The following is a 25,599-nucleotide window of genomic DNA, read 5'->3' as shown; positions in this document are numbered from 1 at the left end:
GTCTCCCCATGCGAGAGTAGGTCATCGTCAGGCACTTATTAAGAAAAACCCCGAGCATTCTGTGCGCGGGGTTTTTTTGTTGCGCGGAAGAAAATAAAAAGTGCTGGATAAGTGCTATGATGCGGCCCAATTAATGAGGCAGCTGTCACCGTTTATGATAGCTGGAGGAACTGAGGTGAAGTGGTGAGTGAAATAGTACCCACATCGTGGCTGGTTTATTGCCGTCCAGGGTTTGAAAATGATGCGCTGGCAGAGATGCAGTACCATGCAGCACTCCATGACGTCAGTTGTGAGGCGTCTTCCGGCGAAGGGTGGGTAAGCTTAACGCGTGTCGATGGCGAAGCGGTGAATGATTTACACCGACAGGCAGCATTTGAAAAGCTGATTTTCGCGCGCCAAAGCCTAGCTGCCTTGCCTGCACTTAGCCTCTCCCGTGACGATCGCCTTACTGCGATTTTGCAGCAGGTCAAAGCCAGCCATTGGAATTTTGAAGAAATTTGGCATGAAACGCCGGATACCAATGACGGCAAAGCCCTGGCAGGTCTGATTAAAGCGCTTACTAAACCGCTTGAAAGTATGCTCAAAAAGCGGGGAGCGCTAAGGCGTAAGGCGGGAGCGCGGCGCTTACATATTTTTTGGACAGACGGCGATCAAGTGCGGCTGGCGATGAGCTTTCCAGGCAATCGTAGCGATTTGATAAACGGTATTCGTCGGCTGCGTTTTCCCTCCCGTGCACCTAGCCGCTCAACGCTGAAGTTGGAAGAGGCGTGGCATGAGTTTATTCCTCGGGATGAATGGGGTGTGAGGCTAGCACCGCATATGCAAGCAGCTGACTTAGGTGCTGCCCCAGGTGGCTGGACATGGCAATTAGTTCAGCGAGGCATGTACGTGTATGCCATCGACAACGGCCCGATGGAATCGCAATTGATGAAGACCGGGCAAATAGATCATTTGAAAGAGGATGGTTTTACTTGGGAGCCACCGCAGCGATTAGACTGGCTAGTTTGCGATATTGTTGATAAACCGATGCGGGTATTAGCGATGGTTGAGCGGTGGCTGATCCGAAAATGGTGTCGAGAAGCTATTTTTAACCTCAAATTGCCCATGAAAAAACGCTGGGATGAAGTGACGCGTTGCCTAGCGACATTGGAAGAGTCGCTAGAAAAAGCCAGTGTCCAGGCTAACGTAACGTGCCGTCACCTCTACCATGACCGTGAAGAGGTAACGGTACATGTACGACTTAAAAATTGAAGTTTCGACAGTGAAAGAGTAGCCACTGTAGGATTAATAGCCGGGTTCGTAGATCCGGATGGTTTCGTCTTCGGTTAATAGCGGTAAAATACGTTGCATGACCATCGCGCGGGCTTCGCTGGAATGCCATTCTTTCCAAGCGCGCATGTCGCGCCATTTGGTGATCATCAGTCGGCGATCGGTATGGCCAAGTTCCACGAGGGTTTCGCCACTGATGAAGCCCCTTACACCGAGGGAGGCTTGCATTGCTCCCCGCGCTGCTTGCTCAAATTCATCTTCAAGACCGGGCATGATTCGCCGTTCGATGATAACTTTAATCATACGTTCTGCTTCCTACATCGAGGATATTAATGGCTGATAATACGGGTACGTTACCCAGCTTTGATGCGGTATTAGACACGACAGGGCTATATTGCCCAGAGCCGATTATGCTGATGCATAACAAAGTGCGTGATATGTCTTCAGGCCAAGTGCTAAAAGTGATCGCAACCGACCCCGCCACCACCCGTGACGTGCCCAAGTTTTGTCAGTTTTTAGGGCACGAACTGCTTGAGCAGGACACCGCCTCTGAGAGTAACTACCTCTACTTTATTCGTTTAGCATAACCTTTTGGGATAGCCTAAAAACCATAGCCCAAAAACAATGCGAGGCTCAAATCAGCTCGTTGCTGTTGGCCTCGCTCGCAAAGCGACATTAAGACACTCGGTTAGTCACTTGCCACGACCATCATGGCTAACGCATCAAGCGTGGCTGGGTCTTCTTCCAATATGCGATTGGCAATATGGCGTTGGAAAAAATACGCGGTTTTATGACGAGTGCGAGCGCCATAGAGGCATTTATCACCTAACAATATAGGCGTCATTGTCGCCTTCTGTTCATCGGCTAACAATGCGTCAACGCTACCATCGCTGTAAAGGCGCCACCCATAGATTGGCTTCATGTGCCATGGTGCGTTTGGGTGAGTCATGCACAACGCGTGAGTGCCAAGCGTATCGGGAATTTGCTGGATGAGGGTGACTTCGCCGGATGCCTCGTAATCAAAGTACTCAGCGGCTGCGACTAGTTCATGGTATTTGTGGTCAGGCGGCGTGTCGAAAATTTCGTCAGTCTCTGGGTCTCGATAACCCACGAAATGACCGTTTTCTTGACTGTTTAGATCGCCACAGGCTGCCAGTGTTTCCATCCACGGTACTAAACCAATCACATTGCCGTCTTCTCTTAACCCCCAGGCTAAAATGGGCATGCCGTAGTAAGCATCGGGACTTTCAGCAAGCTGATATACCATTTCTAGGCCATCTAGCTCGGGGGCTAAACGGACTAGGCACTTTTGCGCCTGCTGACGCTGACGCACAGTTTCCAGATCAATGACCTGGGCAGAGCGGGGTGACAGGGATGCGCCCATTGTGTCCCTCCTTGTGCTGCGTGGTCATGACATTGGCGAAGCAGACTTTTGGCTTGCCGCATTATTTACCGCTACGTTTCACCAATAGCACAAGTTGCTCATAAGGTTAAGGGGTGTGCGATTTTTTATTGCTTCAACAAGTATCAAAGTGCGCTCTTAGTGACTCATGTTGGGATTTTGCTTGTTGAAATTGAGCCCACGGGGCTTGTGGGTTGTGGAGTGATAGCCACCGCGTTTGATAGCGTTGGACCGCGCTAGGTTTCTCTACCGGCTGCGTATCAATTAAGCGGTTAATGGCCATTAGCCATTGATTAGCGGCCTCTGCTAAGCGCTCAAGCGATGCTGCATCCCACTGCCGTAAGCAGTGCGAAGGCTCGTCGCTTTGTTGGCGAAGCAGGTTATTTGCTTCGCGTAAGCGTTGGTTGGCGAGCAGCAGCATGCGCAAAACCTCGGCGGTTAATGGCCGCTCCTGCAGAGTTTTTAAATGGCTTTCAAGCGTTGAAGAATCTTGCTGCCACTCGGGGTCGAATTGGTGCTCGGTCATCTGCTGTAAGTAATCAATCGCTTCAAGGTGTTGAGGGACATCCATTAAGTCTGCCTGAGTTAATGGCTGACTAGCGCGAGAAAAGCTTTGCTCCCACTCGCTTGAGTCAAAGATAGCGTTCCAGCTTACTGCCGGTAACTGTGCTGTTTTGGTGGCCGTCAAATGCTCTAAGCGGTCTCTATTTTCGTCGCTTAGTTGTTCGGGAATATTGCTATTCCAGCAACTATTTAAGCGTTGCCATAGCTTGCGTTCATACAGCCACTGCTGGCTGGGAGGGGCTACGCGGCCGAGCTGGTTATTGCGTGCTGCGACCAACGAGGTGATTTGGCATTCGCGCAAGGCGTACACATTGAGAATACTATCACGCGTTTCGGGGACCTCAATGAGCCTGGCTTTGCGTTCAGGGAAAGCGCCGATATTCTCGGGTTCCGCTTGTTCAATATTGCCCACCGACAGATCGTTAGCTAGCTGTTGATGGTAGGCTACCCAAGGCTGGTCCGCGAGGTCGTTACCACCGCAACCACCGAGCAGGATGATACTCAACAAGAAGGCAGCCTTTCGTCTTTTCCATCGCACCATATAATTACTCCTGAGCACTAATACGCTTTAAACGCCAAGCGAGCAACAGAGCGGCGGTAGTCAGGCCGGCAATCAAGCCTATCCAATAGCCATGCACCCCCAGCGGGCTAACTAAGTCACCCACGCCTCTTGATCCCAGCCAATGGCCGCCACCCAAACCTACAATCCAGTAGGAGAGCACTGTGATCACCATCACGATGCGAGTGTCCTTATAGCCGCGTAACGCGCCCGCCAAATTAACTTGCAACGCGTCAGACAATTGAAATAAGACGGCCAAGGCAATGATAGAAAGCGCCAGCGCCTGCACTTCAGCATTTGAGGTGTAAAGCGAAATCACCGGTACAGCCGTTTCCCACAGAAGAATACTGTTAATGGCGGCGACGATCACGCTAATCACAATGCCATTCCAAGCGACTTTACGGGCGAGTGCCAGGCGCTGCTGACCCAAGGTATTACCCACTCGTACGGTCAGGGCCATGCTCAGTGACATGGGCAGCATAAACAGAATAGTGGTGAAACTTAGCGCTATTTGGTGGGCGCCCACGGTGACTTCACCATAACTGGCGATAAACAGCGCAATCAGGGTAAATAAGGTGACTTCGACAAAAATAGCCACCCCAATAGGGACGCCCACTACGATTAGCTCACGAATGCCAATCCATTGAGGAGGGGTGAGATGTTGCCAAATAGCGACGCTCTTATAAGTACGCCCCCGGCTTGTGTAGTAGGCCATTGCCAAGGCCATCGTCCACATAGAAAGCGCCGTTGCAATACCACAGCCAAATGCCCCTAAGGCCGGTAATTGCTGCAGGCTGCTAGGGATCCATGAACCGAAGAGTTCAACTAAGCCATCGCCGCCGTAGATCAATACATAGTTGGCCGGAATATTGACGGTCAAGCCCACCAAGCTGATCCATAGCGCTGGGCGGGTATGGTTCATGCCATCTGAGAAGGCCCTCAGTGCCTGAAAAAGCGCAATTCCCGGCATGCCAAAAGCAGCGGCAGAAAGGTAGGCAGCGGACTCTTTTGCGACCGCTTGAGGCACGTCCATTAATTCAAATACAGGTATAACGGCTAACCACAGCAGCAATGCTGCCATAACGCCAAGCGCTAAAGCGACCCAAAGTGCTTGGTGTACAGCTGGGCGTATGGCCGCGTGACGCTGGCCCCCTAACAAATGCGCAACAATGGGGGTAAGCCCCATTAAAGTACCGGTCATAAACAGCATCAGTGGCATCCATAAGCTAGAGCCTACCGAAACCGCCGCGAGCGAGGTGGCGTTATAGCGGCCCGTCATCATCACATCAACAACGCTCATCCCTGCCTGAGCCAGCTGTGCCCCACAAATTGGCAGCGCCAAGTACACTAACGTCCGTGTCTCTGGCCAGTAAACTGATTTAACCTGTTGAATAAAAACGCCCAATTGATGGCTCCTAATGGGTAACATGATGTCCAAAATGGCTATGTTAGCAGCTGCAGTAACGCCTTTGTGTGTCGTCGTTAGCTAGCCGCGGCGGGGCAGGTATAATGCACCAAAACCCATGAATATTGAGGTTAATGTGAGTCATACGCAGGATCGATGGACGCTTGACGATATTACCGCGCTTTTTGACGGTCTTTTTTCAGAACACTATCAAACCCGGTTAATTCGGGGGGGCGATGAGCCGCTCTATCGGCCGGCGACTAATGAAACAGCCTACCACCAAGTCATTTTCGCACGGGGCTATTACGCCAGTGCATTACACGAAATCAGCCATTGGTGTATTGCCGGGAAAAAACGTCGACAGTTGGAAGATTACGGTTATTGGTATTCGCCGGATGGCCGTGATGCGCAACAACAAGCCGCTTTTGAAAATGCCGAGATAGCGCCGCAAGCGCTGGAGTATATTTTTACGCATGCCTGTGGTCGTAAATTTCATGTCAGTGTCGATAATCTGGCGGGTGATGCGTCAGTCGATCGTGAAGCTTTTCAAAAGAAAGTCATGGCTCGGGTTGAGCGCTATGAATGTGAAGGCTTGCCTTTACGCGCCAAATCATTTCGCCATGCACTAAATGCTTACTATCAACAAGGGCTAGCACGAGAGGTTAGCATTGCCCAAGGTCTTGATATGTTGCTGTAAAGGCGGAAAGACGACTATGTTGAGACTATCGTATCGCTTGAGCTAAGCGTTATTTGAAACGAATAACTCTCACTGGAGGCAATTTCGATGGAAGCGTTTTTCACCTCATGGAACGAAGCGGCCATGACCAGTATTGGTTTCTTCTGGATGGCGCTATGGGCTTTTGTTCTCGGTTACATTGTCAGTAGTCTTATTCAGGTACTAGTAACTAAAGAGCGCATGCAGAGAGTTATGGGGAAAGATGGCCCGCGCAGCGTCGCGTTGGGTACTTTTTTTGGGTTTGTTTCCAGCTCCTGCAGTTTCGCCGCGCTAGCGACCACTCGTAGTATCTTTCAGAAAGGGGCGGGGCTCGCGCCAGCCATGGCGTTTATGTTGGCCTCTACCAACTTGGTGATTGAGTTGGGGATGGTGATTGCCGTTTTCCTCGGCTGGCAGTTCGTTGTCGGGGAGTATGTGGGGGGAATGATACTGATCCTTATTACCTGGGGGCTGATTAGGATTACGCGTCCCCGCCGCCTCGAAGCTCAGGCGCGCAGAAAGCTCGGGGACCCGGATGAAGAGGGTGACCAGGAAAACAAAAACTGGAAGGAGAAAATCACCAGCCTTCAGGGCTGGAAGAATATTGGCCAAACCTACGTCATGGAGTGGCAGATGGTTTGGAAGGATGTGCTGATTGGCTTTACGGTAGCAGGGGTCATTTCCGCCTTTGTACCCGATGTTTTTTTTCAGACGTTGTTTATTGGTTCAGGTGGCGAGAATAGTGCCAATCCCGGTTTCCTGGCGGTACTGGCGCAAACGATTGTCGGCCCTGTAGCCGCCTTTTTCACTTTTATCGGCTCCATGGGCAATATTCCTCTGGCGGCGGTTTTGTTCGGGCAGGGCGTCACTTTTGCTGGTGTGATGGCATTCATCTTTTCCGATCTGGTTGTATTACCTGTTCTACGCATTAACGCAACCTATTACGGTTGGCGTATGGCCCTCTATCTGCTGGGACTAATGCTAATAGGTATAGTGTCGGCCTCCCTGATAATGCATTACACACTGGCCTTTTTGGGGTTATTGCCGGATTTCGCAAGCGTTACCGCGCCGGGGGATCGGGAGTTCTTTAAGGTTAATTATCAGCTTGTCCTTAATATCATTTTCCTGGTCTTGACGGGTGTTATGTTTTGGTTCTGGAAGCTCGCTCAGCAGGAGCACCACGGGCATGAACATCATCACGACCATGGTGGTGCTTCACTGACAGATAAGGTGCTAAAAGTACTGGTGGTAATCGCTGCCTTCTGGCTGCTTGGCGGGCTTGCGGCTCCGTTGCTGTAACAAAGCGCGCCACCTTGTTGCGCCTTCAGCCGACTTTATTCAACTCCTGAGTCACGTCGGCCATGCTTTGATAGCGGTGGTCGCCAAATTGCTTCAGGGTCTGCATTTCCTGCTTACTGGCATTCGGGTAGGCATGATGTATGAGCTGCTCGCGGTTGGCAGGAAAACTTATGCCTTCGAACAGGCTAGCAAAGCGCGCTGCAGACGGCGCTTGCAAGGCATGGTCGCCACCAGCTTTGCTGGGCTGGTTTTTGGGGGCCTTCTCATGAGTGCGCAATTCACCAAAAGCACGCGCGACCTCAGCGGCATCACGATACTCCTGGTCGGATAACCGTTGAATAATGTTGCGAACCTGTTGCTTATCTTCGCTCAACGCATCGACAAGCTCGCTGCGTGTTTTGGGAAACTCGACCCCTTTTAGCGCTTTCTCAATATCAGCGGCAGAGATCGCCTGCTTAGGGTGGGAGGTAAGCATGTGTCGCTCGTAGCGGGACAGTTGCTCAAACTCGGCACCACAGATATCGCAAGTGAACTGTGCCATTAGCGTATCTCCCCAACGGCTTTTTGGATATCTGCCATTGTTTGGTACTTTTGGTCGGGAAAGTCGTTCAATACGTCGACAATTTCATCGGCAGCATGGTTGGCCTTAGCCTGTTTGATCAGCTCTGACTTGCCGCAAGGAAAATCGATCCCCTTAAGCGCTTTAGCAATGCCAGCGGCTGAGGCCGTGTTGGTGGCTGTCTTACCGCCACGCTCTCCTCCCTTGCTACGATCACCTTCGGGCGATTTAGTCTCTGGCTGCATCTCGGGTTCTGTGAGCGTGCCGCCTTTAAGTGCTTCGGCTGGCCAGTCGCGCTTCTTTAGACCCAGTGTGTTAAACAGGGCTGCTTTGCCAGTAATGGAGATTTGCTCTTCGTTGAGGTCGTCATGCGCCCCGATGAGTAGAAACTGGGCGTTCGGATAGTCGAGTAGCTTACTATCGTCGATCTCTAGCCAACGCTTGTCGGCGAACTTATTCGCTAGATGTTTGGGGTATTTCGGTTTGGCGTCAGGAAAGCCGGGGACGTCAATGGATGGATTACGTACTGAGATGATGTAGCTTGCCTCGGCAAGAATCCCCAGCGTTGACTGTGCTTTTCCTGGACTGTCTGGCTTAGAAAGCCGATACGCTAAGCGAGAACTATTGTCACGCAAGAAGAGTGCATAGCGACCCTCCCCGGCGGGAATAGCTTCCCCCTGCTCCTGCTCGCCTTGGGTCTTGGTGTCGTACTCAAGCGGAGCCATTGCCGCGCCAATTTTTTTCGGCTTTGCGGTCATATCGTTTATCATCCACTCACGAGCCGTGGCCGTGGGCTTGCCCTTGTTGATCTCTGGCAGTCGCTTCTTACCTACCAGAAACAGACGAGCGGAATCTATATCGTCTGGAGCTAGTACGACGTATAGGCGCTGAATATCATCAAGGTTTTGAATGCTTTGTGTATCGACCTTGGGTCGGTAAAAGAAATAGATATCGCCTTCCTCAACATAATCCGTCATCTGTCACCTCCTGTGTAAGAGTGGCTATGCCGTCAAGGGGAGTATCCTCAAGGTTGTGCTTAAGCTTAAAAAGACTAGCTTAACTGTTAGTTAGCAGAGTATTTTCTAACGTGCAAATGTACGTTAGCCATTGCTCTCTTCGGTTAGGCGCTGATGCATCGACAGCATAACTTCCAGCTCATGTTCGGGGCGCATCGGCTCCAGGCCTAGCTCGCTAAAGGTTTCGCGCCGTTGGCGGTGCCATTCACCAGCGCTAACAGAAGGATAAAGTTCACAGGCGGGGGCTAGCTCCACGAAAGGGTCGAGTCCATAGGTGTCAAATAGCCGCGCCAGCGCTGCTTCATCATCATTATTGTCGCTGGTGTAAAGCGTGGCAGAGAAGTGATCGTTCTCAAGCTCGCGAATCACTTCGAGGGGACTAACCCCCAGGCTCTCCAGCTCTTCCATACTGTAGGCGCCCATGGCATTGGTATCTTCTTTGATCCAGCTGTCGTCGGGCTGGATCAATGTTTGTTTCACTCTGCCATCGGGCAGCGACCAGGCAATGGCGAGCGGTAGGCCATCATCTTTGCCTGTTTCAATGGCTATAAACCCTGGATAATCGTCCACGCTATGACTCCTCTAAAGATTCCGCTGGAAGGCGGAAAAAACGCTGGGCGGTCTGTGTGGTTGCCGCACCTAGCTCAGTTTCGCTGACGCCATGCCACTGGGCGATCTCGCGGACAATCCATGGCAGCAACGCGGGTTCGTGTCGGCGGCCCTTTAACTTTGCCGGTAAGTTGCGGGGCAATAGATAAGGGCAGTCGGTTTCTACCATTAAACGCTCTAAGGGTATATCGCTTACTAGCGGGCGCAGGTGATGACCGCGCCGCTCGTCACAAATCCAGCCGGTCAGGCCTATATGTAAGTCTAGGTCGAGATAACCAAATAGCGTATCGCGGTCGGCGGTAAAACAGTGGACCACTGCGTGGCTGATATCGTCTCGCCACGCATGCAGTATTTCACGCATCCGTTGGCCCGCATCTCGCTCATGCAAAAAGAGTGGCAAACCGCTCTCCGCCGCCAGGGCCAGCTGGGCTTCAAACGCACGCTCCTGTTCACTGGGCGTCGAGAGGTTGCGATTAAAATCCAGGCCACATTCACCTACGGCCACTACTTCCGGCATGGCATGCAGGGCCGCCATGGCGCGCTGAAGGTCGGCGTTCCAGTGACTGGCGTCATGGGGATGTACCCCGGCGGTCGTGTATAAGCCTGAGTGCTGCTTGGCTAGTTCAACGGCTTGCTCAGCGTGGGCAAGGTCGGTGCCGGTAACGATCATGGTAGTTACCTGCGCCGCCTGGGCACGCTGAATAACCGCCTCAAGGTCGCGCCCGAAACTTTCATGGGTCAGGTTCGCGCCAATATCGACCAACGGAACGTTGGGGCGAAACTGTAACGCCTCGGGTAAGAAATCATCTGCGAAAGGCGTAGCCAAGCGTCACTCTCCATTGAATTATCAAACTCTCATTGTAACGGTAAGCGCTGACATCGACTAATCAGATCGCTCATGCGTTACACTGTGCGCCTTACGACTAAGGAGGACTCCGCGTGACCCTGCTACGACTCGAACAGCTGCAACTCGCCTACGGTAACCATGTACTACTCAATCGCGCCGACCTGACGGTTGAAAAAGGCGAGCGGCTGGCGCTGGTCGGGCGCAACGGCACCGGCAAGTCCACCCTGCTTAAATTGGTGGCGGGGGAGATTCTGCCCGACGATGGCTCGATTTGGCGTGCGCCCGGCCTCAAAATTGGTGTGTTGGCCCAGGAGTTACCTGAGTCATCGGGCCTGACCATCTTTGATATGGTGGCCCAAGGGTTGCCGGAAGCGGGGGCGCTGCTTTCCGAATACGATCATTTAATTAATGATCCTGACCCCGATATGGATCGTATGGCGACGCTGCAAACGCGCTTGGAAGCTATCGATGGCTGGTCGTATCACCAGCGTATCGACACCGTGCTGACCCGCTTAGGCTTACCGCCCGAGGCCGAGATGAGCTCGCTCTCCGGTGGTTGGCGTCGGCGCGTCGCCTTGGCTCGCGCCCTGGTCGCCGAGCCCGATCTACTGCTGCTCGATGAGCCGACCAACCACTTGGATTTAGACACCATTGCCTGGTTGGAAGAGCAACTGCTGGCGTTTAACGGCGCGGTGCTGCTGATTACCCACGATAGGGCGTTCCTTTCCAAGCTGGCGACCAATATTTTAGAGCTAGACCGTGGCCAGCTAGGGCGCTATCCCGGCAAGTACGAAGAGTACCAGGCACGCAAACAGCACGAGCTTGAAGTGGAAGCCCGTGAAAACGCCGAGTTCGATAAAAAGCTCGCCCAAGAAGAAGTCTGGATTCGTCAGGGTGTTAAAGCGCGGCGTACCCGTAACGAAGGCCGAGTTCGGGAGCTTGCAGCGATGCGCAATGAACGCAGCCAGCGCCGTGAGCGTCAAGGTAATGCCAACTTGACGGTGGATCGTGGTGAACGCACCGGCAAGCGCGTTGTTGAGTTGCAAGGCGTGACCCAGCGGTTCGGTGATGAGGTGATACTGCGCGATATTAACCTTGAAGTACTGCGCGGCGATCGAATCGGTTTCTTGGGCCGCAATGGCGCGGGCAAGACAACACTACTGAAGATATTGTTGGGTGAGTTGGAACCCACTGAAGGCAAGGTGCAGATGGGCACTAATTTGAAAGTGGCCTATTTTGATCAGCTGCGCGCCGGGCTTGAGCTGGAAAAAACCGTCTACGACAACGTTGCTCAAGGCAGTGACCGGGTCAGCGTGGGCGGTAAAGATCGTCATGTGATGAGCTACTTGCAGGATTTCCTGTTTACACCCGAGCGGGTACGCCAGCCGGTGAAAGCACTTTCAGGTGGTGAGTCCAACCGCCTGCTGCTGGCCAAGTTGTTCACTCAGCCAGCTAATGTGCTGGTGCTCGATGAGCCGACCAACGACCTCGACATGGAAACCCTTGAACTGCTTGAAGAGCTACTGCTCGATTTCGACGGCACGTTGCTGCTGGTATCCCACGACCGTACCTTTATGGATAACGTGGTGACCAGCATGTTGGCCTTTGAAGGCGATGGCGTTGTGCGCGAATACGTGGGCGGCTATACCGACTGGATTCGTCAGGGTGGCAAACTGCCCCCGGCGCCCTGGGAAGGGGCGGCGCGTCAGCGCACCGAACCCACCTCAGGAGCGCCCAAAAAAGTGGCTGAAGCACCTGTTGCAACGGCCAAGAAAAGCGTCAAACTCTCGTATAATCTGCAGCGTGAATTAGATGCGCTGCCCGCCGAAATCGAACGCCTTGAGGGGCAGGTGGAGGCATTGGAGAGTGAAATCGGTGACCCGGCGTTTTATCAGCAGGATGCCGACGCTGTCACGGCTAAACTGCAATCGCTTGAAAAAGTGCAGAAGGCGCTAGAAGTCGCGATGGAACGCTGGATGGAGCTGGAAGCGATGGCGGCTGGCGAGTAAACTTTAGAACGTTAAAAGGCGCCGCATGGGCGCCTTTTTTTATAAGCAGTAAAGCGCAGGAAATTACTCGACGCTTTTTTCACCGTTTTTACCGACTCGCACCGCGAGGACATCGCACTGGGCGCCGTGTAGCACGCCGGTGGAGGTGGAGCCGAGCAGCAGAGCGAAACCGTGTCGGCCGTGGGACCCAACCACTATTAGGTCTACGCCGTGCTCTTCAGCAAAACGGTGAATTTCAGTGTCGGGCATGCCCACCACAACGTGCTGGTCAGCCTCGGCAATATGCGGGGCGGCAATTTCGGCTAAACGTTTTTTGGCATGTTCATCCAACTGGTCTTGGATGCTGGTCAAATCCATGGGGATATCGCCACCGTAAGCAAACCCAAGCGGTTCCAGGGTATGCATAATGGAGATTTTGGCTTGATCGTTGCGTTCAGCAATCGCAACGGCGCGTTCAAGGATTTTGTGGGAATCTTTGGTTAAGTCAACGGCAACTAAAATGTGGTGATAGCTCATGGCGTATCTCCTTGGCATTGGGTAACAAAGAGGCTCTTTGTACGATGTCCCTTACTTTAGATGGAGTGACTTGTTTTAACAACGGATTAAGCCTTAACAACGACCCAGGTCATGGTTTTATCGGTTAGCTTATTGAGTGCGGCTTATGTTGAGGGAAATGTAGAGATGGACTGGTTAATTATTGTCGTAATTCTGATGTTTGTCATCGCGCCGGTAATGTGGCTGAAACCTAGCCCGCGGCAAAAGCGTCAGCAAACGCTGCGCGCCCATATCGCCGAAAAGGGCGTTAAGATCAAGCTGGAAAAACCGCCGCTTCACTATTTTAGGGGTACGATGCCTGCGTATCGTTGGCACTATCCGCAGGAAAGGCCCGGGCCGGATTTTCTGCTGGTGAGAGATAGCGATGCCAGTGACGCTTTGGCGCCTTATCATGCCGGTTGGCGTTGGCGGGTTGCGCCCTTGCGCCCACTACCTGAGGCGGCGACGGTGCCTTTGAAAATACTCCTGGAACGCTTGCCTCAGGATGCGCTGGTGGTGCAGTCAACCCGTTACACACTGACGTTATGGTGGTGGGAATCGCAAACCGCTGAGCGGTTTGCGTCCTATTTGCCCGAGTTCCAGCAATTGCGAGATGCCCTTGAGGGCCATGCTGATCGGCCTATCAACAAACCGCTTGATGTTGGCGCACTGTCAGGAAGCCAAGCAACAGGTGATCAGGAAACGGGGCCATCTTGATCGCGGGCCTGAATTGCCAGTCCGTTTGATTCAATGATGGCTAGCCAATCGTTGAGTTGTTCCAGATTTTCCTCGCTTAATCCCGCAAACATCTCCTTGCGTGCCTGTTGAGCAACGTTATCGATTTGTTCCAACAACGGCATGGCGGCGGGCGTCAAATAGATCCGCTTGCTGCGGCGGTCATTATCGCAGGCGCGCCGCTCCACCAAGCCCTGTTCTTCTAACTGGCCTAGCGTGCGTACTAGCGAGGGTGCCTCAACGCCGATGGCGCGGGCCAAGTCGCATTGGGGGTGCCCTTCACCTAAACGCCACAGATGATAGAGCGTGACCCAACGCGTCTGCGTTAAGCCTAGGGGCGCCAGTCGTCGATCCAGAATTGAACGCCATAGGTGCGGCAAACGTGCGATGCGAAAACCAATCGTTGAAGCCATAGTTAACGAGCTACCAATAAGTGTGAGTAGGCGAATTGTCATAAGCTGCGCCAATGAATGCAAGGCTCAGAGCCATTCAATCCGCCGTTTGAGCGTCATCGTCAGTGCTGCCTGGCACAAAACGCCCTAAATTCATACCGCTTAGACCGCTAGCATGAATGTCGGCATTGGCCTGGGAAGCCTTCTCGACATCCTCTGATACTTCAAAGCGTATTAAACCTAAGCGCTGGCCGCTGGCGGTCATAATATCGACTCGCCAGTTGCCTGCAGGGTCAGCAGGAAAATTTTGTTTATGACTCCAGGCGCGGTAACCCTGTTCGCGCCCACCGTCAATATTTAGCGCCACTACGTCAAGGGCTTCCCCATTATGATGCCAAGCGTGGGTAATGGTTTCACTTAATCCTCGTGGCGCGCGGATCGCAGTGTAGACATAGAGGCCATTTTCGCTAATCGCCTGCGGGGTCAGTGTCATTGAGCCTTGGGGTAGGCGCTGTTCAACATCAAAGCCGGGGGATAGCGCGCTGTTGGTCATCCACATGCTAGCTGGCGGCACCCAGATGCGTCCGACCCACGCGGCGTAAGCGAGTACCAGCGTGAGCGCAAAGAAAGCACACCAGCGTTGTATGGAACTCTGCTTTAGTAGGTGCCAAAAGCTGGGGAGGGCGACCAGAATAGTAATGCCCAGGGCCAGCAACAAACTCTGCCCGGTGGTGAGATGCAGCATAATCGGCAACGTGACCAGCAATACTAGAAAAACGCACTGGGCGTGAAACACAAAGTAGAGGCTGCGCCAGCGTTCCGCGATTTTGAAATAGAACGGATCAATGATAGAGAGTAGCGCCATGCCCCCAACCAATAGGGCAAACAGCGTTTGTCCGCTGTTCCAGACCGTGGTCACCAAAATAAACGGCAGAGTGAAAAAAAGCGTTTCCTGGTGAATCATCTGGGCAATAAAGGTTGCCACACCACGCGGTGGGGTGGGGTGCCCTCGCTTGGAGAGCCAGCGGCTGATTAAGCTTTCTGAAAGTAGTAATGCCCACGCAAAAAGCAAACCCAGCGCCAAGGCCGCACCTAACCACTGCTGGCGGTCGACTAGGAAGAAGCTACCTAAACCCGCCGCAAAGGCCATAGGCGGCCAAAGCCAAGTCCAGGGTTTAAGTCGCTCGACAATATTTTCGATGCCATTCTGGACGAAGGCAATTCGCGCTGGCGTGAGCAGTGTACTCATACAAGGTAGCCTGCAGAATAAAAGGAAGCGCGATTCTAACAGGCTGCCAGACTTAACGCTGATCTACCTCGCATCCGCTTTATTCATTATGGTCGGTCTAAACCCAGCAGGCTTTGCCAAATGAACGTATGCAGGGAAGAGCGGGTCCGAGTAGATTGGTAAATTAGCCAAAAGTCTGGGCTTGACGTTGGCATTCAACTCAACCAAGCTAACGTAATCAAACGACCGTATGAAAATCGTCTAAATAGTGTGGCGGGCTTTTTTAGAGCCAGCCCGTAACGTGGAGAGAGCACGGATGATCTACCAAGGCAACGCCATCACGGTGACACGTCGTGACACCCCGAGTGGCAATGACATCGCAATGCTCACTTTCGATTTGAAAGATGAGTCTGTCAATAAACTCTCAAGCGCCGTGGTTGCAGAGCTAGGCGAGGCAGTAAAAGCCCTTCAAGCTGAAAATAGTTTAAAGGGCCTGATCATTGCCAGCGGTAAAGACGCGTTTATCGTCGGCGCCGATATTACCGAATTTCACACGCTATTCGATAAAGGCGAAGAGTACCTCGTTGAGATGAACCTCAAGGTACACGCTATTTTTAACGCTATCGAAGACCTACCCTTCCCGACTGTCACGGCGATCAATGGGCTGGCCCTAGGCGGCGGTTGCGAAGTGTTGCTGACCACCGATTTCCGGGTAATGAGTGAAAAAGCCAAGATCGGCTTGCCGGAAACCAAACTTGGCATCCTGCCTGGTTGGGGTGGCTGTGTTCGGTTGCCACGGCTAATCGGTGCGGACAACGCCATTGAGTGGATTGCCGGTGGTACCGAAAACCGTGCCGATGCAGCGTTAAAAATGGGCGCCGTTGATGCGGTGGTAACAGCGGAGCAGCTAGATGCTGCCGCGCTGGATATACTTGACCGTGCCAATGCCGGTGAGCTTGATTACCAAGCGCGCCGTGCTGAAAAGACCAGCCCGCTGAAGCTCAACCCGATTGAGCAGATGATGGCGTTTGAAACTGCCAAAGGCTATGTAGCTGGCAAGGCTGGCCCGCACTACCCGGCACCCATCGAAGCGATCAAAGTGATTCAAAAAGGCGCCGGCGAAGCGCGTGACCGTGCCCAAGCGATTGAAGCCAAAGCCTTTGCCAAATTGGCGCTGAGCAGCGTAGCGTTTAACTTGGTTGGCCTGTTCCTGAATGATCAGTTGGTTAAGAAGAAAGCTGGCCGCTACGAAAAACAGGCCCAGCCGGTGAAACAAACCGCTGTATTGGGCGCGGGTATTATGGGCGGTGGCATCGCCTACCAGAGTGCTTCCAAAGGCACCCCGATCCTGATGAAGGATATTAAGGACGAAGCACTAGAATTAGGCTTGAAAGAAGCGCGTAAGTTATTTGCCAAGCAGGTAGAGCGCAATAAGCTTACCAACGAGCAGATGGCTGAAAAGCTGACCAATATTCGCCCAACGCTCTCCTACGGTGATTTCGGTAACGTCGATCTCGTCGTCGAAGCGGTGGTTGAAAACCCCAAGGTCAAAGACGCAGTGCTATCCGAAGTCGAAGGGTTGGTGGGCGAAAACACCATTTTAACTTCCAATACCTCGACGATTTCGATCAACCGTTTGGCGCAGAACCTCAAGCGTCCCGAGAATTTCTGCGGCATGCACTTCTTTAACCCGGTGCATCGCATGCCGCTGGTGGAAGTCATTCGCGGCGAGAAAACCTCTGACGCCGCCGTTGGCGCTACCGTGGCCTACGCGCGGGCAATGGGCAAAACGCCGATTGTGGTGAATGACTGCCCCGGTTTCTTAGTCAACCGCGTGCTGTTCCCCTACTTTGGTGGCTTTAGTCTCCTGGTTGAGCAAGGCGCTGATTTCCAGCGTGTTGATAAAGTGATGGAAAAATTTGGCTGGCCCATGGGTCCCGCCTACTTACTGGACGTGGTCGGCTTGGATACGGCGGTTCACGCCAACGAGGTCATGGCTGAAGGCTTCCCTGACCGTATGGCACGTGAGGGTAAAACCGCCATTCAGGTTATGTACGACAATGACCGCTTAGGCCAGAAGAACGATAAGGGCTTTTATGCCTACGAAGAAGATAAAAAAGGTAAGCCGAAGAAAGTTACCGATGAAGCGGCTTATGCCTTAGTTAAAGAAGTGGTCAAAGAGCAAAAAGAGTTCTCTGACGAAGATATTATCGCCCGCATGATGGTGCCGCTGTGCCTGGAAACCGTGCGCTGCTTGGAAGATGACATCGTGGCGACGCCTGCCGAAGCCGATATGGCACTGATTTACGGCATTGGCTTCCCGCCGTTCCGCGGCGGTGCGCTACGGTATATTGATGCCATGGGCGTTGCTGAGTTTGTGAAACTAGCGGAAGGGCTTGCTGAAGAATTGGGCCCGCTTTACGCCCCCACCGACAAGCTGCGTCAAATGGCTCAAAACAATGAGCTTTTCTATTCTAATGATCAGTCCGGCGCCGTTTCTGACAACCAGGCCTAACCACCACCCATAGGAGAAATAAGATGAGTTTGAGTCCGAGAGATATTGTGGTGGTTGACGGTGTCCGTACCGCCATGGCGAAAGCCAAGAATGGCGCATTTCGCAACGTTCGCGCTGAAAATCTATCAGCTGCGGTGATGCAGGCGCTATTTGCCCGTAATCCCAACCTAGACCCGTCCGAAGTGGACGATGTAATCTGGGGCTGCGTCAACCAAACGTTAGAGCAGTCCATGAACATTGCCCGTAACGCGGCGATCATGACCGGTATTCCGCGTTCTGTGCCGGCCCAAACGGTCAACCGTTTGTGTGGGTCTTCGATGACCGCGCTGCATATCGCCGCGGCCAATATTAAAGCCGGTATGGGCGACTTCTTTATCATCGGCGGCGTTGAGCACATGGAGCACGTCCCCATGGCTCACGGCGTTGACGTTAACCCGGCGGCCAGCAAGTACGCAGCGAAAGCCGCGATGATGATGGGTTTGACTGCCGAACTGCTGGGTAAAATGCACGGCGTTTCCCGGGAAGAGCAGGATAAGTTTGGCGTGCGCTCTCACCAGCGTGCCCAGGCAGCTATGGAAAAGGGCTACTTTGACAACGAAGTCATCGGTGTTGAAGGCCACGACCAGCGCGGTTTTAGGTTTATGGTTCAGCGCGATGAAGTGATTCGTGAAGACGCCAGCCTGGAATCAATGGCCAATTTGAAGCCAGTGTTCGATCCGCGTAACGGCACGGTGACCGCAGGTACCTCCTCCGCGCTTTCCGTGGGCGCCTCGGCGATGGCGGTAATGAGCTATGAGCGTGCTCAAGCACTGGGCTTAGAGCCTATTGCTCGGGTGCTTTCGACCGGTGTAGCAGGTTGCGATGCCTCAATCATGGGCTATGGCCCGGTGCCCGCGTCAAAGAAAGCACTGAAAATCGCTGGCCTTTCCGCGGCGGATATTCAAACCGTTGAGCTTAACGAAGCCTTCGCCGCTCAGGGGATTCCGGTGCTGAAAGACCTCGGCTTCCTGGAGGCGATGGACGATAAGGTCAACCTGCACGGGGGCGCCATTGCGCTGGGTCACCCACTAGGTTGTTCCGGCTCGCGTATCTGCACCACGCTGTTGAACGTTATGCAGCAGCGCGATACCACCCTGGGCCTAGCCACCATGTGTATTGGCATGGGGCAAGGTGTCGCGACGGTGTTTGAACGGCTGAAATAACCACCTAGCTTTTTACGGTTTAAATCGGCACTACAAAACGGCACCCTGGGTGCCGTTTTTGCATATATTAGGGCCTAAAATATGCCGTTATCTAGCCCCGCTGCCACATAAAGCCCCAGTTCTTCCACCTGATCAATAAAGGCTTCCTGCCATTCACCGCGCAAAATCAGCGGCGGCTGTACCCACCGCCAGCGTAAGCCGGTAACAATGCTTTCCACCGCCCGCTGGGTGCCGGTGCCATCGTGCCCCGCGCGAATATACAGCGCGCAGGGTAATCCCTGTTTCTTTTCAATGACTGAATAGTAGCTGCGATCAAAAAAATCCTTGAGCGCGCCGTTCATGTAGCCCAGGTTTTCCGTGGTACCGAGCAGAATCGCATCGCAGGCGAGAACATCTTCAGGGCCTGCTTCCAGGGGCGCTTTCACCACACAGTTCACTTGGTCGAGATCAGGATGGCAAGCGCCAAGGTAGGCTGCCTCTCGCAAAAGGCGCGTGTTGGTGGAAGGAGCATGGGCAATCACTAATAGCTGTTTCATGCAGATATTCTCAAATAGAGTATGGCTTCGATTCATTGGCTTGCGCTAGGTGTCGAAAATGCCACACTGGTTAGATCATCTTGTTTAGAGAGCCTATATGCCGAGTCAAAGCGCTATCAATGTCTTTTATGATGCAGAGTGTCCGCTGTGTCGCAAAGAGCGGCGCCGCTATGAACGCTGGGCGGGCAAAAACGTTGGTGATATCGCATGGCTTGACGTCACTGAGCATCAACAGATGCTGCGCGACAAAGGGGTTGAGCCAGAGACGGCGTTACGTTCGCTGCATGTCGAAACCGCCAACGGGCAGCTCATTGAAGGTATTGATGCTTACCGTTTATTAATGGCGCGCATACCCTTACTGATGCCGATCGCCTGGATCATTGGTCTACCGGGCATTAAAACAGGGTTGCGCAAGCTTTATGATGTTTGGGTTAAGCGCCGCTTGCAGGCGCAGGGGCGGTGGCCCACTTAAAGCCAGCCAACGACACATCAGATAAACCAAGGAGATAGAGATGGCATTTGCACTTTCATCAATGAAGGTTACCAGTCCGGCGTTTGCTGATCACCAAGCGATTCCTTCCAAACACACTGGGGAAAGTGAAGATGTATCGCCAGCGCTGGCCTGGCAGGATGCCCCCGATGGTACCCAGGGCTTTGCCGTCATCTGCCACGACCCGGATGCGCCGTTGGTTAAAGAGGGAAGCTACGGTTTTGTACACTGGGTGCTCTACAACTTGCCCGGCGATATTCAGGAGTTAACCGAAAAGACGGCGTTGGGTGACGCTGGAATGAACGACAGTGGCAAGGTTGGCTATGCGGGCCCAATGCCGCCAGAAGGGCATGGAAAGCATCTTTACTACTTCTGGGTGCTGGCGCTGGATCATCAAACGTCGCTACCTGAAGGCTTGACGCTGAGTGAGCTGTTGAAAGAAGTAGAGCCTCATCTGCTCGGTATGAATCGCTTGGTGGGGACTTATCAGCGCGGCTGAGGTAACCGTAAGCTGGACATTCTGGCTAACCCGTGTAGGCTCCATCGCTTTCTTAGTCCTTGTATTAGTTCTTTGTGCGAGTCCTTTGTATTAGCCCCGCGATGGAGCCTTCTAATGAGCGATCTACCCAACTGTCCTGCCTGTGCCTCTGAGTTTAGCTACGACGATGGGCTTCAATACGTGTGCCCCGAGTGTGGTCACGAGTGGTCAAAGGTGGCACAGGAAGAGGGTGCTGATGACATGCCAGGCGTGCGGGATGCCAACGGCAATAGGCTGGTCGATGGCGATAGCGTTACGGTGATCAAGGACTTAAAGGTTAAAGGGAGTTCCTTGGTGGTAAAAGTAGGCACTAAAGTGAAAAGCATTCGCCTAGTGGATGGCGATCACGATATTGACTGTAAAGTTGATGGCATCGGCCCGATGAAGCTTAAATCCGAGTTTGTTAAAAAAGCGTAACCTCGAGATTGCTTCGCTTTTAACAAAAAATAGCCCCTGGCCTCGGTCAGTGGGCTATTTGTCTGTTATTTGCCTATACCAAAACCATCACATTGATTAGGCAGTCGTATTAATCTGTGTGCCGACGCTGCCGCTGGTCGCCAGCTGTGGGCCCAGCGCAACACTATCCATTAGCGCGTTGATATGCGCTGCCTGCCCGTCTAACGCCTCTTTAAAAACGCTAATCTGCGCCTCTTGAGCCACTTGAGACTGCTGAAGCGCCACGGTTGCATTGACCACGTTGCTGACCGCTGAATCCATCTTTGTCTCCTTAAATTGAGCATTGCCATACGCAAACAATGGCTTTGACTGCGATATAGACGCTAACAGAGCCCGCCAAGACGTGCAAAGCAAGCGCTTGCCATACGTGCGGTGATAGCTTTTTTAAATGATAATGATTGTCGTTTTTGATGCTAATTGCACCGAACGTGCCGTTATTTTCCACAAATTGATAACCATTTTGCTCAAGGGCTTCACATCAAATTTATACAGGACTAAAATGGTCCTCAATACACGCTGCGGCGAATCAAAATGCCGCGTACCAAAAACGCTCAAGGGGGTCGACATGCTCAAGCTTTCTCGGCTGACAGACTACGCCGCGGTGGTGATGGCGCAAATTGCCCGTCATTCCCAAGCATCGCATGCAGCGGCTGATCTGGCTGATGCCGTGCAGTTGCCGCACCCCACTGTGAGTAAGACGCTCAAAATGCTGGTGCGCGCAGGGCTGCTGGTGTCTCAGCGTGGCGTCCAAGGCGGCTATCGGCTTGCGCGCCCAGCGTCGCAAATTACCGCCGCCGATATTATCGCGGCGATTGAGGGCCCCGTGGCTATGACCGAGTGCAGTCAAGCAGAAGGTGATTGTGAGCTGGTAGCGACCTGCAGCGTGGCCGACAACTGGCAACGGGTTTCATTGGCAATGCGCACCCTGCTTGAAAGCGTGACACTCGCGCACCTGGCGGATAACGCGCCGATTAAACTGCCGGTGCAAATGCCGATTCAAACGATCAGCCTGTCGACAGCGACTGCCTAACAGCACCGTAGAAACAGGCCTTATTAATTATTTAAGGCGATGACCTCGCCACCCAACTGCCCGGAGGGTATCACCATGGCAAGCGAAGAAATGGAACAGTTGGTTCGTCGCGAATACAAAGATGGCTTTGTAACCGATATTGAAAGCGACACCCTGCCACCTGGCCTGGATGAAAACACCATCGCCTTTATCTCTAATAAGAAAGGCGAACCCGAGTGGATGCTTGAGTGGCGTCTTGATGCCTACCGTCAGTGGTTGAAGATGGAGGCTCCTTCTTGGGCGCATCTCGATTATCCACCGATTGATTACCAGTCCATCTCTTACTTTAGTGCACCCAAACGCCCGGAAGACCGCCCGCAGAGCCTGGATGAAGTGGATCCCAAGCTATTGGAAACCTACGAAAAACTAGGTATTCCTCTGCACGAGCGTGCTGCGCTAGCGGGGGTGGCGGTAGATGCCGTGTTCGACTCGGTGTCGGTCGCCACTACCTTTAAAAAGCAGCTTGGTGAAGCAGGGGTGATTTTCTGCTCGATCTCTGAAGCCATCCGCGATTACCCGGAGCTGATCAAACAGTATTTGGGCACCGTCGTCCCGCAAAACGACAACTACTTTGCGGCGCTAAACTCTGCCGTATTTACCGATGGCTCCTTTGTGTTTGTGCCGGAAGGCGTGACCTGCCCGATGGAGCTGTCGACTTACTTCCGTATTAACGCTGCCAATACCGGCCAGTTTGAGCGCACGCTGATCATTTGCGAAAGCCGTGCACAGGTTTCTTACCTGGAAGGTTGCACGGCGCCGATGCGCGATGAAAACCAGCTTCACGCCGCGGTGGTCGAGCTCGTCGCGCTAGACGACGCCTATATCAAATACTCTACCGTTCAGAACTGGTACCCCGGTGATGAAAATGGCGTTGGCGGTATCTACAACTTTGTTACCAAACGCGGTGACTGCCGTGGCGACCGCTCACGGATTAGCTGGACCCAGGTGGAAACCGGTTCGGCCATCACCTGGAAATACCCGTCCTGTGTACTGCGCGGTAAAGACAGCATCGGCGAGTTCTACTCCGTCGCGGTTACCAATGGTCGTCAGCAGGCGGATACCGGCACCAAGATGATTCATATTGGTGAGGGCACCCGCTCGTATATCGTCGCCAAGGGCATCTCAGCGGGCAGAAGCGACCAGTCCTATCGTGGGCTGGTGAAAATCGGCCCACGGGCCAAAGGGGCGCGCAATTTTACCCAATGCGATTCGCTGCTGATCGGCGATAAGAGCGGTGCGCATACCTTCCCTTATCAAGAAATTGGCAACAGCACAGCGACCATTGAGCATGAGGCGACTACCTCCAAAATCGGGGAAGATCAGCTGTTCTACTGCCAGAGCCGCGGTATCTCGGAAGAGGACGCCGTCAGCATGATCGTTAACGGTTTCTGTAAAGACGTTTTCCAAGAGCTGCCGATGGAGTTCGCGGTCGAAGCCGAAGCGCTGCTCAACGTCACGTTGGAAGGCGCGGTAGGTTAACCGTTGGCCCTTTATTTTACTTAATTATACCCGTGTCGCCCTGGCGACACGCAAGAATCAGAAAGGTAATCAATATGTTGCAAGTGAATGATTTACACGTCACCGTCGAAGGTAATGAGATTCTTAAAGGCCTCAACCTGACCATCAACGCCGGTGAAGTACACGCCATCATGGGGCCTAACGGCGCGGGTAAATCGACGCTATCGGCGGTCATCGCTGGTAAAGATGGCTACGAAGTCACACAGGGCACGGTTACCTTTGAAGGCAAAGACGTGCTCGAGATGGAAATTGAAGAGCGCGCCCAGGCCGGTTTGCTGTTGGGCTTTCAATACCCGGTGGAAATCCCAGGGGTTAAAAACATCTACCTGTTGAAATCAGCGCTTAACGCCCAGCGTGTGGCCCGTGGCGAAGGCGAGATGCCCGCACCAGAGTTTATGAAGCTGGTCAAAGAGAAGCTCGGTTACATGAAAATGGACGCCAGTTTCCTGCAACGTGCAGTGAACGAAGGCTTTTCTGGCGGTGAGAAAAAACGCAACGAGATTCTGCAAATGCTGGTACTCCAGCCCAAGCTTGCCATGCTCGATGAAATCGATTCGGGTCTGGATATCGACGCCATGAAGGTCGTTGCCGACGGTGTTAACAGCCTGCGCGCTCAAGACCGCGCCATTCTGCTGGTGACTCACTATCAGCGCCTGCTGGATTACATTGTGCCGGATCAAGTCCACGTGCTGGTTGATGGCCGTATTGTTAAAACCGGTGACGCTGAGCTTGCCAAACAGCTGGAAGCCAACGGGTACGAAGGTATCGAGGAGTCTGTGGCATGAGCGATACGCAAACCTTTTTAGACACGCTGCAAGCACGTAGCCAAGGCTATCAAGCGGAGCCCACCTGGATTGCCGCGCGCCGCCAGGCGGGCGCTGCACGGTTTGAAGCCTTGGGCTTTCCGACGCGTCGCGATGAAGAGTGGAAGTACACCGACGTGCGCTCAATTGCCCGGGGCAATTTTGCCCTGGCCGATGACGCCGAGTTCTCCCCAGCCAGCGCTGCGGCGCTAACGCTGCCCATCGACGCTTATCGTCTGACATTTGTAGACGGCGTTTTCTCGTCAGCGCTTTCAGATGTGGACTCGCTGCCGTCAAGCGTTCAGGTATTACCGCTTTCCAAGGCACTGGCGGAGAATCACGAAGCCGTTGGTGGCCCGCTGGGGCGCTTAACCGGGGTCGATTTCTCACCTTTTGCGGCGCTGAATACAGCCTTTATGGAAGAGGGTGCTGTGGTGCGCATCGCACCGGGAACAGTGGTTGAGAAACCTATCCTACTGCAGTTTCTGTCCCGCGCTGGTCAGCCGGTAATGTGTCACCCGCGCGTGCTAGTGGAAGCAGGTAGCCGCAGCGAAGCCACGCTGATTGAACATTACGCCGGTGAAAGCGAAGCGACAAACTTCACCAACGTGGTGGGCGAGCTGATGCTTGATCGTGGCGCTATATTGGCCCACTACAAGCTGCAAGAAGCGCCGCTGGGCGATATGCACGTTGCGAGTATCCACGTGGAGCAGGGTCGCGATACGCGCTATACCTCTTATAACCTGAGCCTGGGCGGTGCGCTGGTGCGCAACGACCTGATCAGTGATTTAAATGGTCAGGGCGCGGAAACCAACTTTCTGGGTCTGTTCTTTGGTCAGGGTCGCCAGCACGTCGACAACCACACCAAGGTGAATCACAATGCGCCGTTGACGTTCTCCAACGAGAACTATAAGGGTATTCTGGATGACCGCGCCCACGGCGTGTTTAACGGCAAAGTCTACGTCAAACGCGACAGCCAAAAGATCGAAGGTTATCAAAGCAACCAAAACCTGCTGCTTTCGGATCGGGCCCACATCGACGCCAAGCCCGAGCTTGAAATCTATGCCGACGATGTTAAGTGTTCCCACGGCACCACCACCGGCCAGTTGGACGAAGACGCTATCTATGTGCTGCGTACCCGTGGCATTGATGAAGCCACTGCACGTGGACTACTGACGCTGGCCTTTGCCGGTGAGGTGTTGGATAAGGTCAGTCTGGACGCGATTGCCGAGCGCGTTGAACTAGCGGTCGCTGGCAAGCTGCCAGAGCGCTTTAATTTGGCGGGGCTGGTAGAAACCGCGGTTGCTCTCAACGACTAACCAGGAGTGTT

Annotated in this window: 28 protein-coding genes; 15 read left to right on the top strand and 13 right to left on the bottom strand. The window is 53.4% G+C overall.

Annotation, left to right across the window (positions count from 1 at the left end; all coding sequences use genetic code 11):
• The first annotated feature begins 180 nt into the window (after positions 1 to 180).
• Positions 181 to 1,251, top strand: coding sequence for a 23S rRNA (cytidine(2498)-2'-O)-methyltransferase RlmM (rlmM, locus tag RZA33_RS15970; RefSeq protein ID WP_317508698.1), 1,071 nt, complete (start codon positions 181 to 183; stop codon positions 1,249 to 1,251).
• A gap of 33 nt (positions 1,252 to 1,284) precedes the next feature.
• Here the strand turns inward: rlmM and RZA33_RS15965 are convergent, their stop codons facing one another.
• On the bottom strand, positions 1,285 to 1,572 hold the full coding sequence (locus RZA33_RS15965) for an antibiotic biosynthesis monooxygenase family protein (protein ID WP_317508697.1): 288 nt from the start codon (positions 1,570 to 1,572) through the stop codon (positions 1,285 to 1,287).
• 29 nt (positions 1,573 to 1,601) lie between these two features.
• On the opposite strand from RZA33_RS15965, the gene tusA reads away from it, so the two are divergent.
• Entirely contained in the window at positions 1,602 to 1,856 is a 255-nt protein-coding gene (tusA, locus tag RZA33_RS15960; protein WP_317508696.1) for a sulfurtransferase TusA, read from the top strand.
• A gap of 101 nt (positions 1,857 to 1,957) precedes the next feature.
• Here tusA and RZA33_RS15955 read toward each other — a convergent pair whose 3' ends face one another.
• The 3 genes from RZA33_RS15955 to RZA33_RS15945 all read right to left on the bottom strand — a co-directional run bounded on the left by RZA33_RS15955 (position 1,958) and on the right by RZA33_RS15945 (position 5,199).
• Positions 1,958 to 2,653 carry a hypothetical protein gene (locus RZA33_RS15955; protein WP_317508695.1) on the bottom strand — a complete coding sequence of 232 codons (696 nt, stop codon included), beginning with the start codon at positions 2,651 to 2,653 and terminating at the stop codon, positions 1,958 to 1,960.
• A 133-nt stretch (positions 2,654 to 2,786) separates the two neighbouring features.
• A complete protein-coding gene (locus RZA33_RS15950; RefSeq protein ID WP_317508694.1) occupies positions 2,787 to 3,776 on the bottom strand; it encodes a DUF3080 family protein in 990 nt (329 codons plus the stop codon).
• 4 nt (positions 3,777 to 3,780) lie between these two features.
• The gene (locus RZA33_RS15945) at positions 3,781 to 5,199 is read right to left on the bottom strand and encodes an MATE family efflux transporter (RefSeq protein WP_317508693.1); all 1,419 of its coding nucleotides are present in this window, start codon (positions 5,197 to 5,199) and stop codon (positions 3,781 to 3,783) included.
• Positions 5,200 to 5,317: 118 nt separating this feature from the next.
• Here RZA33_RS15945 and RZA33_RS15940 point away from each other — a divergent pair, with 118 nt between their 5' ends.
• Both RZA33_RS15940 and RZA33_RS15935 read left to right on the top strand, forming a co-directional pair.
• Positions 5,318 to 5,896: an elongation factor P hydroxylase gene (locus tag RZA33_RS15940; RefSeq protein ID WP_317508692.1), complete on the top strand. Its 579-nt coding sequence runs from the start codon at positions 5,318 to 5,320 to the stop codon at positions 5,894 to 5,896.
• Positions 5,897 to 5,983: 87 nt separating this feature from the next.
• Entirely contained in the window at positions 5,984 to 7,213 is a 1,230-nt protein-coding gene (locus RZA33_RS15935) for a permease (RefSeq protein WP_317508691.1), read from the top strand.
• A gap of 25 nt (positions 7,214 to 7,238) precedes the next feature.
• On the opposite strand, the gene RZA33_RS15930 is transcribed toward RZA33_RS15935, so the two are convergent.
• The 4 genes from RZA33_RS15930 to RZA33_RS15915 all read right to left on the bottom strand — a co-directional run bounded on the left by RZA33_RS15930 (position 7,239) and on the right by RZA33_RS15915 (position 10,223).
• Positions 7,239 to 7,754 carry a DUF2795 domain-containing protein gene (locus RZA33_RS15930; protein WP_317508690.1) on the bottom strand — a complete coding sequence of 172 codons (516 nt, stop codon included), beginning with the start codon at positions 7,752 to 7,754 and terminating at the stop codon, positions 7,239 to 7,241.
• Positions 7,754 to 8,749 (bottom strand): DUF2795 domain-containing protein, encoded by a 996-nt coding sequence (locus tag RZA33_RS15925; RefSeq protein ID WP_317508689.1) that lies wholly within the window; start codon positions 8,747 to 8,749, stop codon positions 7,754 to 7,756. The genes RZA33_RS15930 and RZA33_RS15925 overlap by 1 nt, the downstream gene beginning before the upstream one ends.
• Positions 8,750 to 8,872: 123 nt before the next feature.
• Positions 8,873 to 9,358, bottom strand: a complete 486-nt coding sequence (locus RZA33_RS15920; RefSeq protein WP_317508688.1) for a hypothetical protein — start codon at positions 9,356 to 9,358, stop codon at positions 8,873 to 8,875.
• Position 9,359: 1 nt separating this feature from the next.
• The gene (locus RZA33_RS15915; RefSeq protein ID WP_317508687.1) at positions 9,360 to 10,223 is read right to left on the bottom strand and encodes a TatD family hydrolase; all 864 of its coding nucleotides are present in this window, start codon (positions 10,221 to 10,223) and stop codon (positions 9,360 to 9,362) included.
• Positions 10,224 to 10,336: 113 nt separating this feature from the next.
• Between RZA33_RS15915 and RZA33_RS15910 the strand changes: the two genes are divergently transcribed.
• A complete protein-coding gene (locus tag RZA33_RS15910; protein WP_317508686.1) occupies positions 10,337 to 12,253 on the top strand; it encodes an ATP-binding cassette domain-containing protein in 1,917 nt (638 codons plus the stop codon).
• A 63-nt stretch (positions 12,254 to 12,316) separates the two neighbouring features.
• Here RZA33_RS15910 and RZA33_RS15905 read toward each other — a convergent pair whose 3' ends face one another.
• Positions 12,317 to 12,769 carry a universal stress protein gene (locus tag RZA33_RS15905; protein WP_317508685.1) on the bottom strand — a complete coding sequence of 151 codons (453 nt, stop codon included), beginning with the start codon at positions 12,767 to 12,769 and terminating at the stop codon, positions 12,317 to 12,319.
• A 165-nt stretch (positions 12,770 to 12,934) separates the two neighbouring features.
• Here RZA33_RS15905 and RZA33_RS15900 point away from each other — a divergent pair, with 165 nt between their 5' ends.
• Positions 12,935 to 13,504, top strand: a complete 570-nt coding sequence (locus RZA33_RS15900; RefSeq protein WP_317508684.1) for a preprotein translocase subunit YajC — start codon at positions 12,935 to 12,937, stop codon at positions 13,502 to 13,504.
• On the opposite strand, the gene slyA is transcribed toward RZA33_RS15900, so the two are convergent.
• Complete coding sequence (slyA, locus tag RZA33_RS15895) at positions 13,483 to 13,935, bottom strand: transcriptional regulator SlyA (RefSeq protein ID WP_317508702.1); 453 nt, start codon at positions 13,933 to 13,935, stop codon at positions 13,483 to 13,485. The two genes, RZA33_RS15900 and slyA, sit on opposite strands and share 22 nt — an antisense overlap.
• A 76-nt stretch (positions 13,936 to 14,011) precedes the next feature.
• Positions 14,012 to 15,163: a DUF5924 family protein gene (locus RZA33_RS15890; RefSeq protein ID WP_317508682.1), complete on the bottom strand. Its 1,152-nt coding sequence runs from the start codon at positions 15,161 to 15,163 to the stop codon at positions 14,012 to 14,014.
• A 295-nt stretch (positions 15,164 to 15,458) separates the two neighbouring features.
• On the opposite strand from RZA33_RS15890, the gene fadB reads away from it, so the two are divergent.
• Positions 15,459 to 17,657: a fatty acid oxidation complex subunit alpha FadB gene (gene fadB, locus RZA33_RS15885; protein ID WP_317508681.1), complete on the top strand. Its 2,199-nt coding sequence runs from the start codon at positions 15,459 to 15,461 to the stop codon at positions 17,655 to 17,657.
• A gap of 23 nt (positions 17,658 to 17,680) precedes the next feature.
• Complete coding sequence (gene fadA / locus RZA33_RS15880; protein ID WP_317508680.1) at positions 17,681 to 18,859, top strand: acetyl-CoA C-acyltransferase FadA; 1,179 nt, start codon at positions 17,681 to 17,683, stop codon at positions 18,857 to 18,859.
• Positions 18,860 to 18,933: 74 nt separating this feature from the next.
• Here the strand turns inward: fadA and RZA33_RS15875 are convergent, their stop codons facing one another.
• Positions 18,934 to 19,395 (bottom strand): flavodoxin family protein, encoded by a 462-nt coding sequence (locus RZA33_RS15875; RefSeq protein ID WP_317508679.1) that lies wholly within the window; start codon positions 19,393 to 19,395, stop codon positions 18,934 to 18,936.
• A 97-nt stretch (positions 19,396 to 19,492) separates the two neighbouring features.
• Between RZA33_RS15875 and RZA33_RS15870 the strand changes: the two genes are divergently transcribed.
• The 3 genes from RZA33_RS15870 (at position 19,493) to RZA33_RS15860 (ending at position 20,840) form a co-directional block, all read left to right on the top strand.
• Positions 19,493 to 19,867 (top strand): DUF393 domain-containing protein, encoded by a 375-nt coding sequence (locus RZA33_RS15870; RefSeq protein WP_317508678.1) that lies wholly within the window; start codon positions 19,493 to 19,495, stop codon positions 19,865 to 19,867.
• Between the two features lie 40 nt (positions 19,868 to 19,907).
• Positions 19,908 to 20,384, top strand: a complete 477-nt coding sequence (locus RZA33_RS15865) for a YbhB/YbcL family Raf kinase inhibitor-like protein (RefSeq protein WP_317508677.1) — start codon at positions 19,908 to 19,910, stop codon at positions 20,382 to 20,384.
• Between the two features lie 114 nt (positions 20,385 to 20,498).
• Positions 20,499 to 20,840 (top strand): zinc ribbon domain-containing protein YjdM, encoded by a 342-nt coding sequence (locus RZA33_RS15860; protein ID WP_317508676.1) that lies wholly within the window; start codon positions 20,499 to 20,501, stop codon positions 20,838 to 20,840.
• Between the two features lie 96 nt (positions 20,841 to 20,936).
• Here RZA33_RS15860 and RZA33_RS15855 read toward each other — a convergent pair whose 3' ends face one another.
• On the bottom strand, positions 20,937 to 21,140 hold the full coding sequence (locus tag RZA33_RS15855) for a putative motility protein (RefSeq protein WP_317508675.1): 204 nt from the start codon (positions 21,138 to 21,140) through the stop codon (positions 20,937 to 20,939).
• Between the two features lie 304 nt (positions 21,141 to 21,444).
• On the opposite strand from RZA33_RS15855, the gene RZA33_RS15850 reads away from it, so the two are divergent.
• The 4 genes from RZA33_RS15850 (at position 21,445) to sufD (ending at position 25,588) form a co-directional block, all read left to right on the top strand.
• Complete coding sequence (locus RZA33_RS15850; RefSeq protein WP_317508674.1) at positions 21,445 to 21,909, top strand: SUF system Fe-S cluster assembly regulator; 465 nt, start codon at positions 21,445 to 21,447, stop codon at positions 21,907 to 21,909.
• A gap of 75 nt (positions 21,910 to 21,984) precedes the next feature.
• Positions 21,985 to 23,427, top strand: coding sequence for a Fe-S cluster assembly protein SufB (gene sufB, locus RZA33_RS15845; protein ID WP_317508673.1), 1,443 nt, complete (start codon positions 21,985 to 21,987; stop codon positions 23,425 to 23,427).
• Positions 23,428 to 23,501: 74 nt separating this feature from the next.
• A complete protein-coding gene (gene sufC, locus RZA33_RS15840) occupies positions 23,502 to 24,251 on the top strand; it encodes a Fe-S cluster assembly ATPase SufC (protein ID WP_317508672.1) in 750 nt (249 codons plus the stop codon).
• Positions 24,248 to 25,588 (top strand): Fe-S cluster assembly protein SufD, encoded by a 1,341-nt coding sequence (gene sufD / locus RZA33_RS15835; RefSeq protein WP_317508671.1) that lies wholly within the window; start codon positions 24,248 to 24,250, stop codon positions 25,586 to 25,588. Before sufC ends, sufD begins: the two co-directional genes overlap by 4 nt.
• Positions 25,589 to 25,599: the final 11 nt, after the last annotated feature.

The organism is Halovibrio sp. HP20-59, from assembly GCF_033052795.2.
GTDB lineage: Bacteria > Pseudomonadota > Gammaproteobacteria > Pseudomonadales > Halomonadaceae > Vreelandella.
This window is presented reverse-complemented; position numbering and strand designations above follow the sequence as displayed.

Excerpts from the sequence above, each read along its gene's own strand:
- RZA33_RS15965 (WP_317508697.1), bottom strand. The coding sequence starts at position 1,572 with ATGATTAAAGTTATCATCGAACGGCGAATCATGCCCGGTCTTGAAGAT.
- tusA (WP_317508696.1), top strand. The coding sequence starts at position 1,602 with ATGGCTGATAATACGGGTACGTTACCCAGCTTTGATGCGGTATTAGAC.
- RZA33_RS15955 (WP_317508695.1), bottom strand. The coding sequence starts at position 2,653 with ATGGGCGCATCCCTGTCACCCCGCTCTGCCCAGGTCATTGATCTGGAA.
- RZA33_RS15950 (WP_317508694.1), bottom strand. The coding sequence starts at position 3,776 with ATGGTGCGATGGAAAAGACGAAAGGCTGCCTTCTTGTTGAGTATCATC.
- RZA33_RS15940 (WP_317508692.1), top strand. The coding sequence starts at position 5,318 with ATGAATATTGAGGTTAATGTGAGTCATACGCAGGATCGATGGACGCTT.
- RZA33_RS15935 (WP_317508691.1), top strand. The coding sequence starts at position 5,984 with ATGGAAGCGTTTTTCACCTCATGGAACGAAGCGGCCATGACCAGTATT.
- RZA33_RS15930 (WP_317508690.1), bottom strand. The coding sequence starts at position 7,754 with ATGGCACAGTTCACTTGCGATATCTGTGGTGCCGAGTTTGAGCAACTG.
- RZA33_RS15925 (WP_317508689.1), bottom strand. The coding sequence starts at position 8,749 with ATGACGGATTATGTTGAGGAAGGCGATATCTATTTCTTTTACCGACCC.
- RZA33_RS15905 (WP_317508685.1), bottom strand. The coding sequence starts at position 12,769 with ATGAGCTATCACCACATTTTAGTTGCCGTTGACTTAACCAAAGATTCC.
- RZA33_RS15900 (WP_317508684.1), top strand. The coding sequence starts at position 12,935 with ATGGACTGGTTAATTATTGTCGTAATTCTGATGTTTGTCATCGCGCCG.
- slyA (WP_317508702.1), bottom strand. The coding sequence starts at position 13,935 with ATGGCTTCAACGATTGGTTTTCGCATCGCACGTTTGCCGCACCTATGG.
- RZA33_RS15890 (WP_317508682.1), bottom strand. The coding sequence starts at position 15,163 with ATGAGTACACTGCTCACGCCAGCGCGAATTGCCTTCGTCCAGAATGGC.
- fadB (WP_317508681.1), top strand. The coding sequence starts at position 15,459 with ATGATCTACCAAGGCAACGCCATCACGGTGACACGTCGTGACACCCCG.
- fadA (WP_317508680.1), top strand. The coding sequence starts at position 17,681 with ATGAGTTTGAGTCCGAGAGATATTGTGGTGGTTGACGGTGTCCGTACC.
- RZA33_RS15875 (WP_317508679.1), bottom strand. The coding sequence starts at position 19,395 with ATGAAACAGCTATTAGTGATTGCCCATGCTCCTTCCACCAACACGCGC.
- RZA33_RS15870 (WP_317508678.1), top strand. The coding sequence starts at position 19,493 with ATGCCGAGTCAAAGCGCTATCAATGTCTTTTATGATGCAGAGTGTCCG.
- RZA33_RS15865 (WP_317508677.1), top strand. The coding sequence starts at position 19,908 with ATGGCATTTGCACTTTCATCAATGAAGGTTACCAGTCCGGCGTTTGCT.
- RZA33_RS15860 (WP_317508676.1), top strand. The coding sequence starts at position 20,499 with ATGAGCGATCTACCCAACTGTCCTGCCTGTGCCTCTGAGTTTAGCTAC.
- RZA33_RS15855 (WP_317508675.1), bottom strand. The coding sequence starts at position 21,140 with ATGGATTCAGCGGTCAGCAACGTGGTCAATGCAACCGTGGCGCTTCAG.
- RZA33_RS15850 (WP_317508674.1), top strand. The coding sequence starts at position 21,445 with ATGCTCAAGCTTTCTCGGCTGACAGACTACGCCGCGGTGGTGATGGCG.
- sufB (WP_317508673.1), top strand. The coding sequence starts at position 21,985 with ATGGCAAGCGAAGAAATGGAACAGTTGGTTCGTCGCGAATACAAAGAT.
- sufC (WP_317508672.1), top strand. The coding sequence starts at position 23,502 with ATGTTGCAAGTGAATGATTTACACGTCACCGTCGAAGGTAATGAGATT.
- sufD (WP_317508671.1), top strand. The coding sequence starts at position 24,248 with ATGAGCGATACGCAAACCTTTTTAGACACGCTGCAAGCACGTAGCCAA.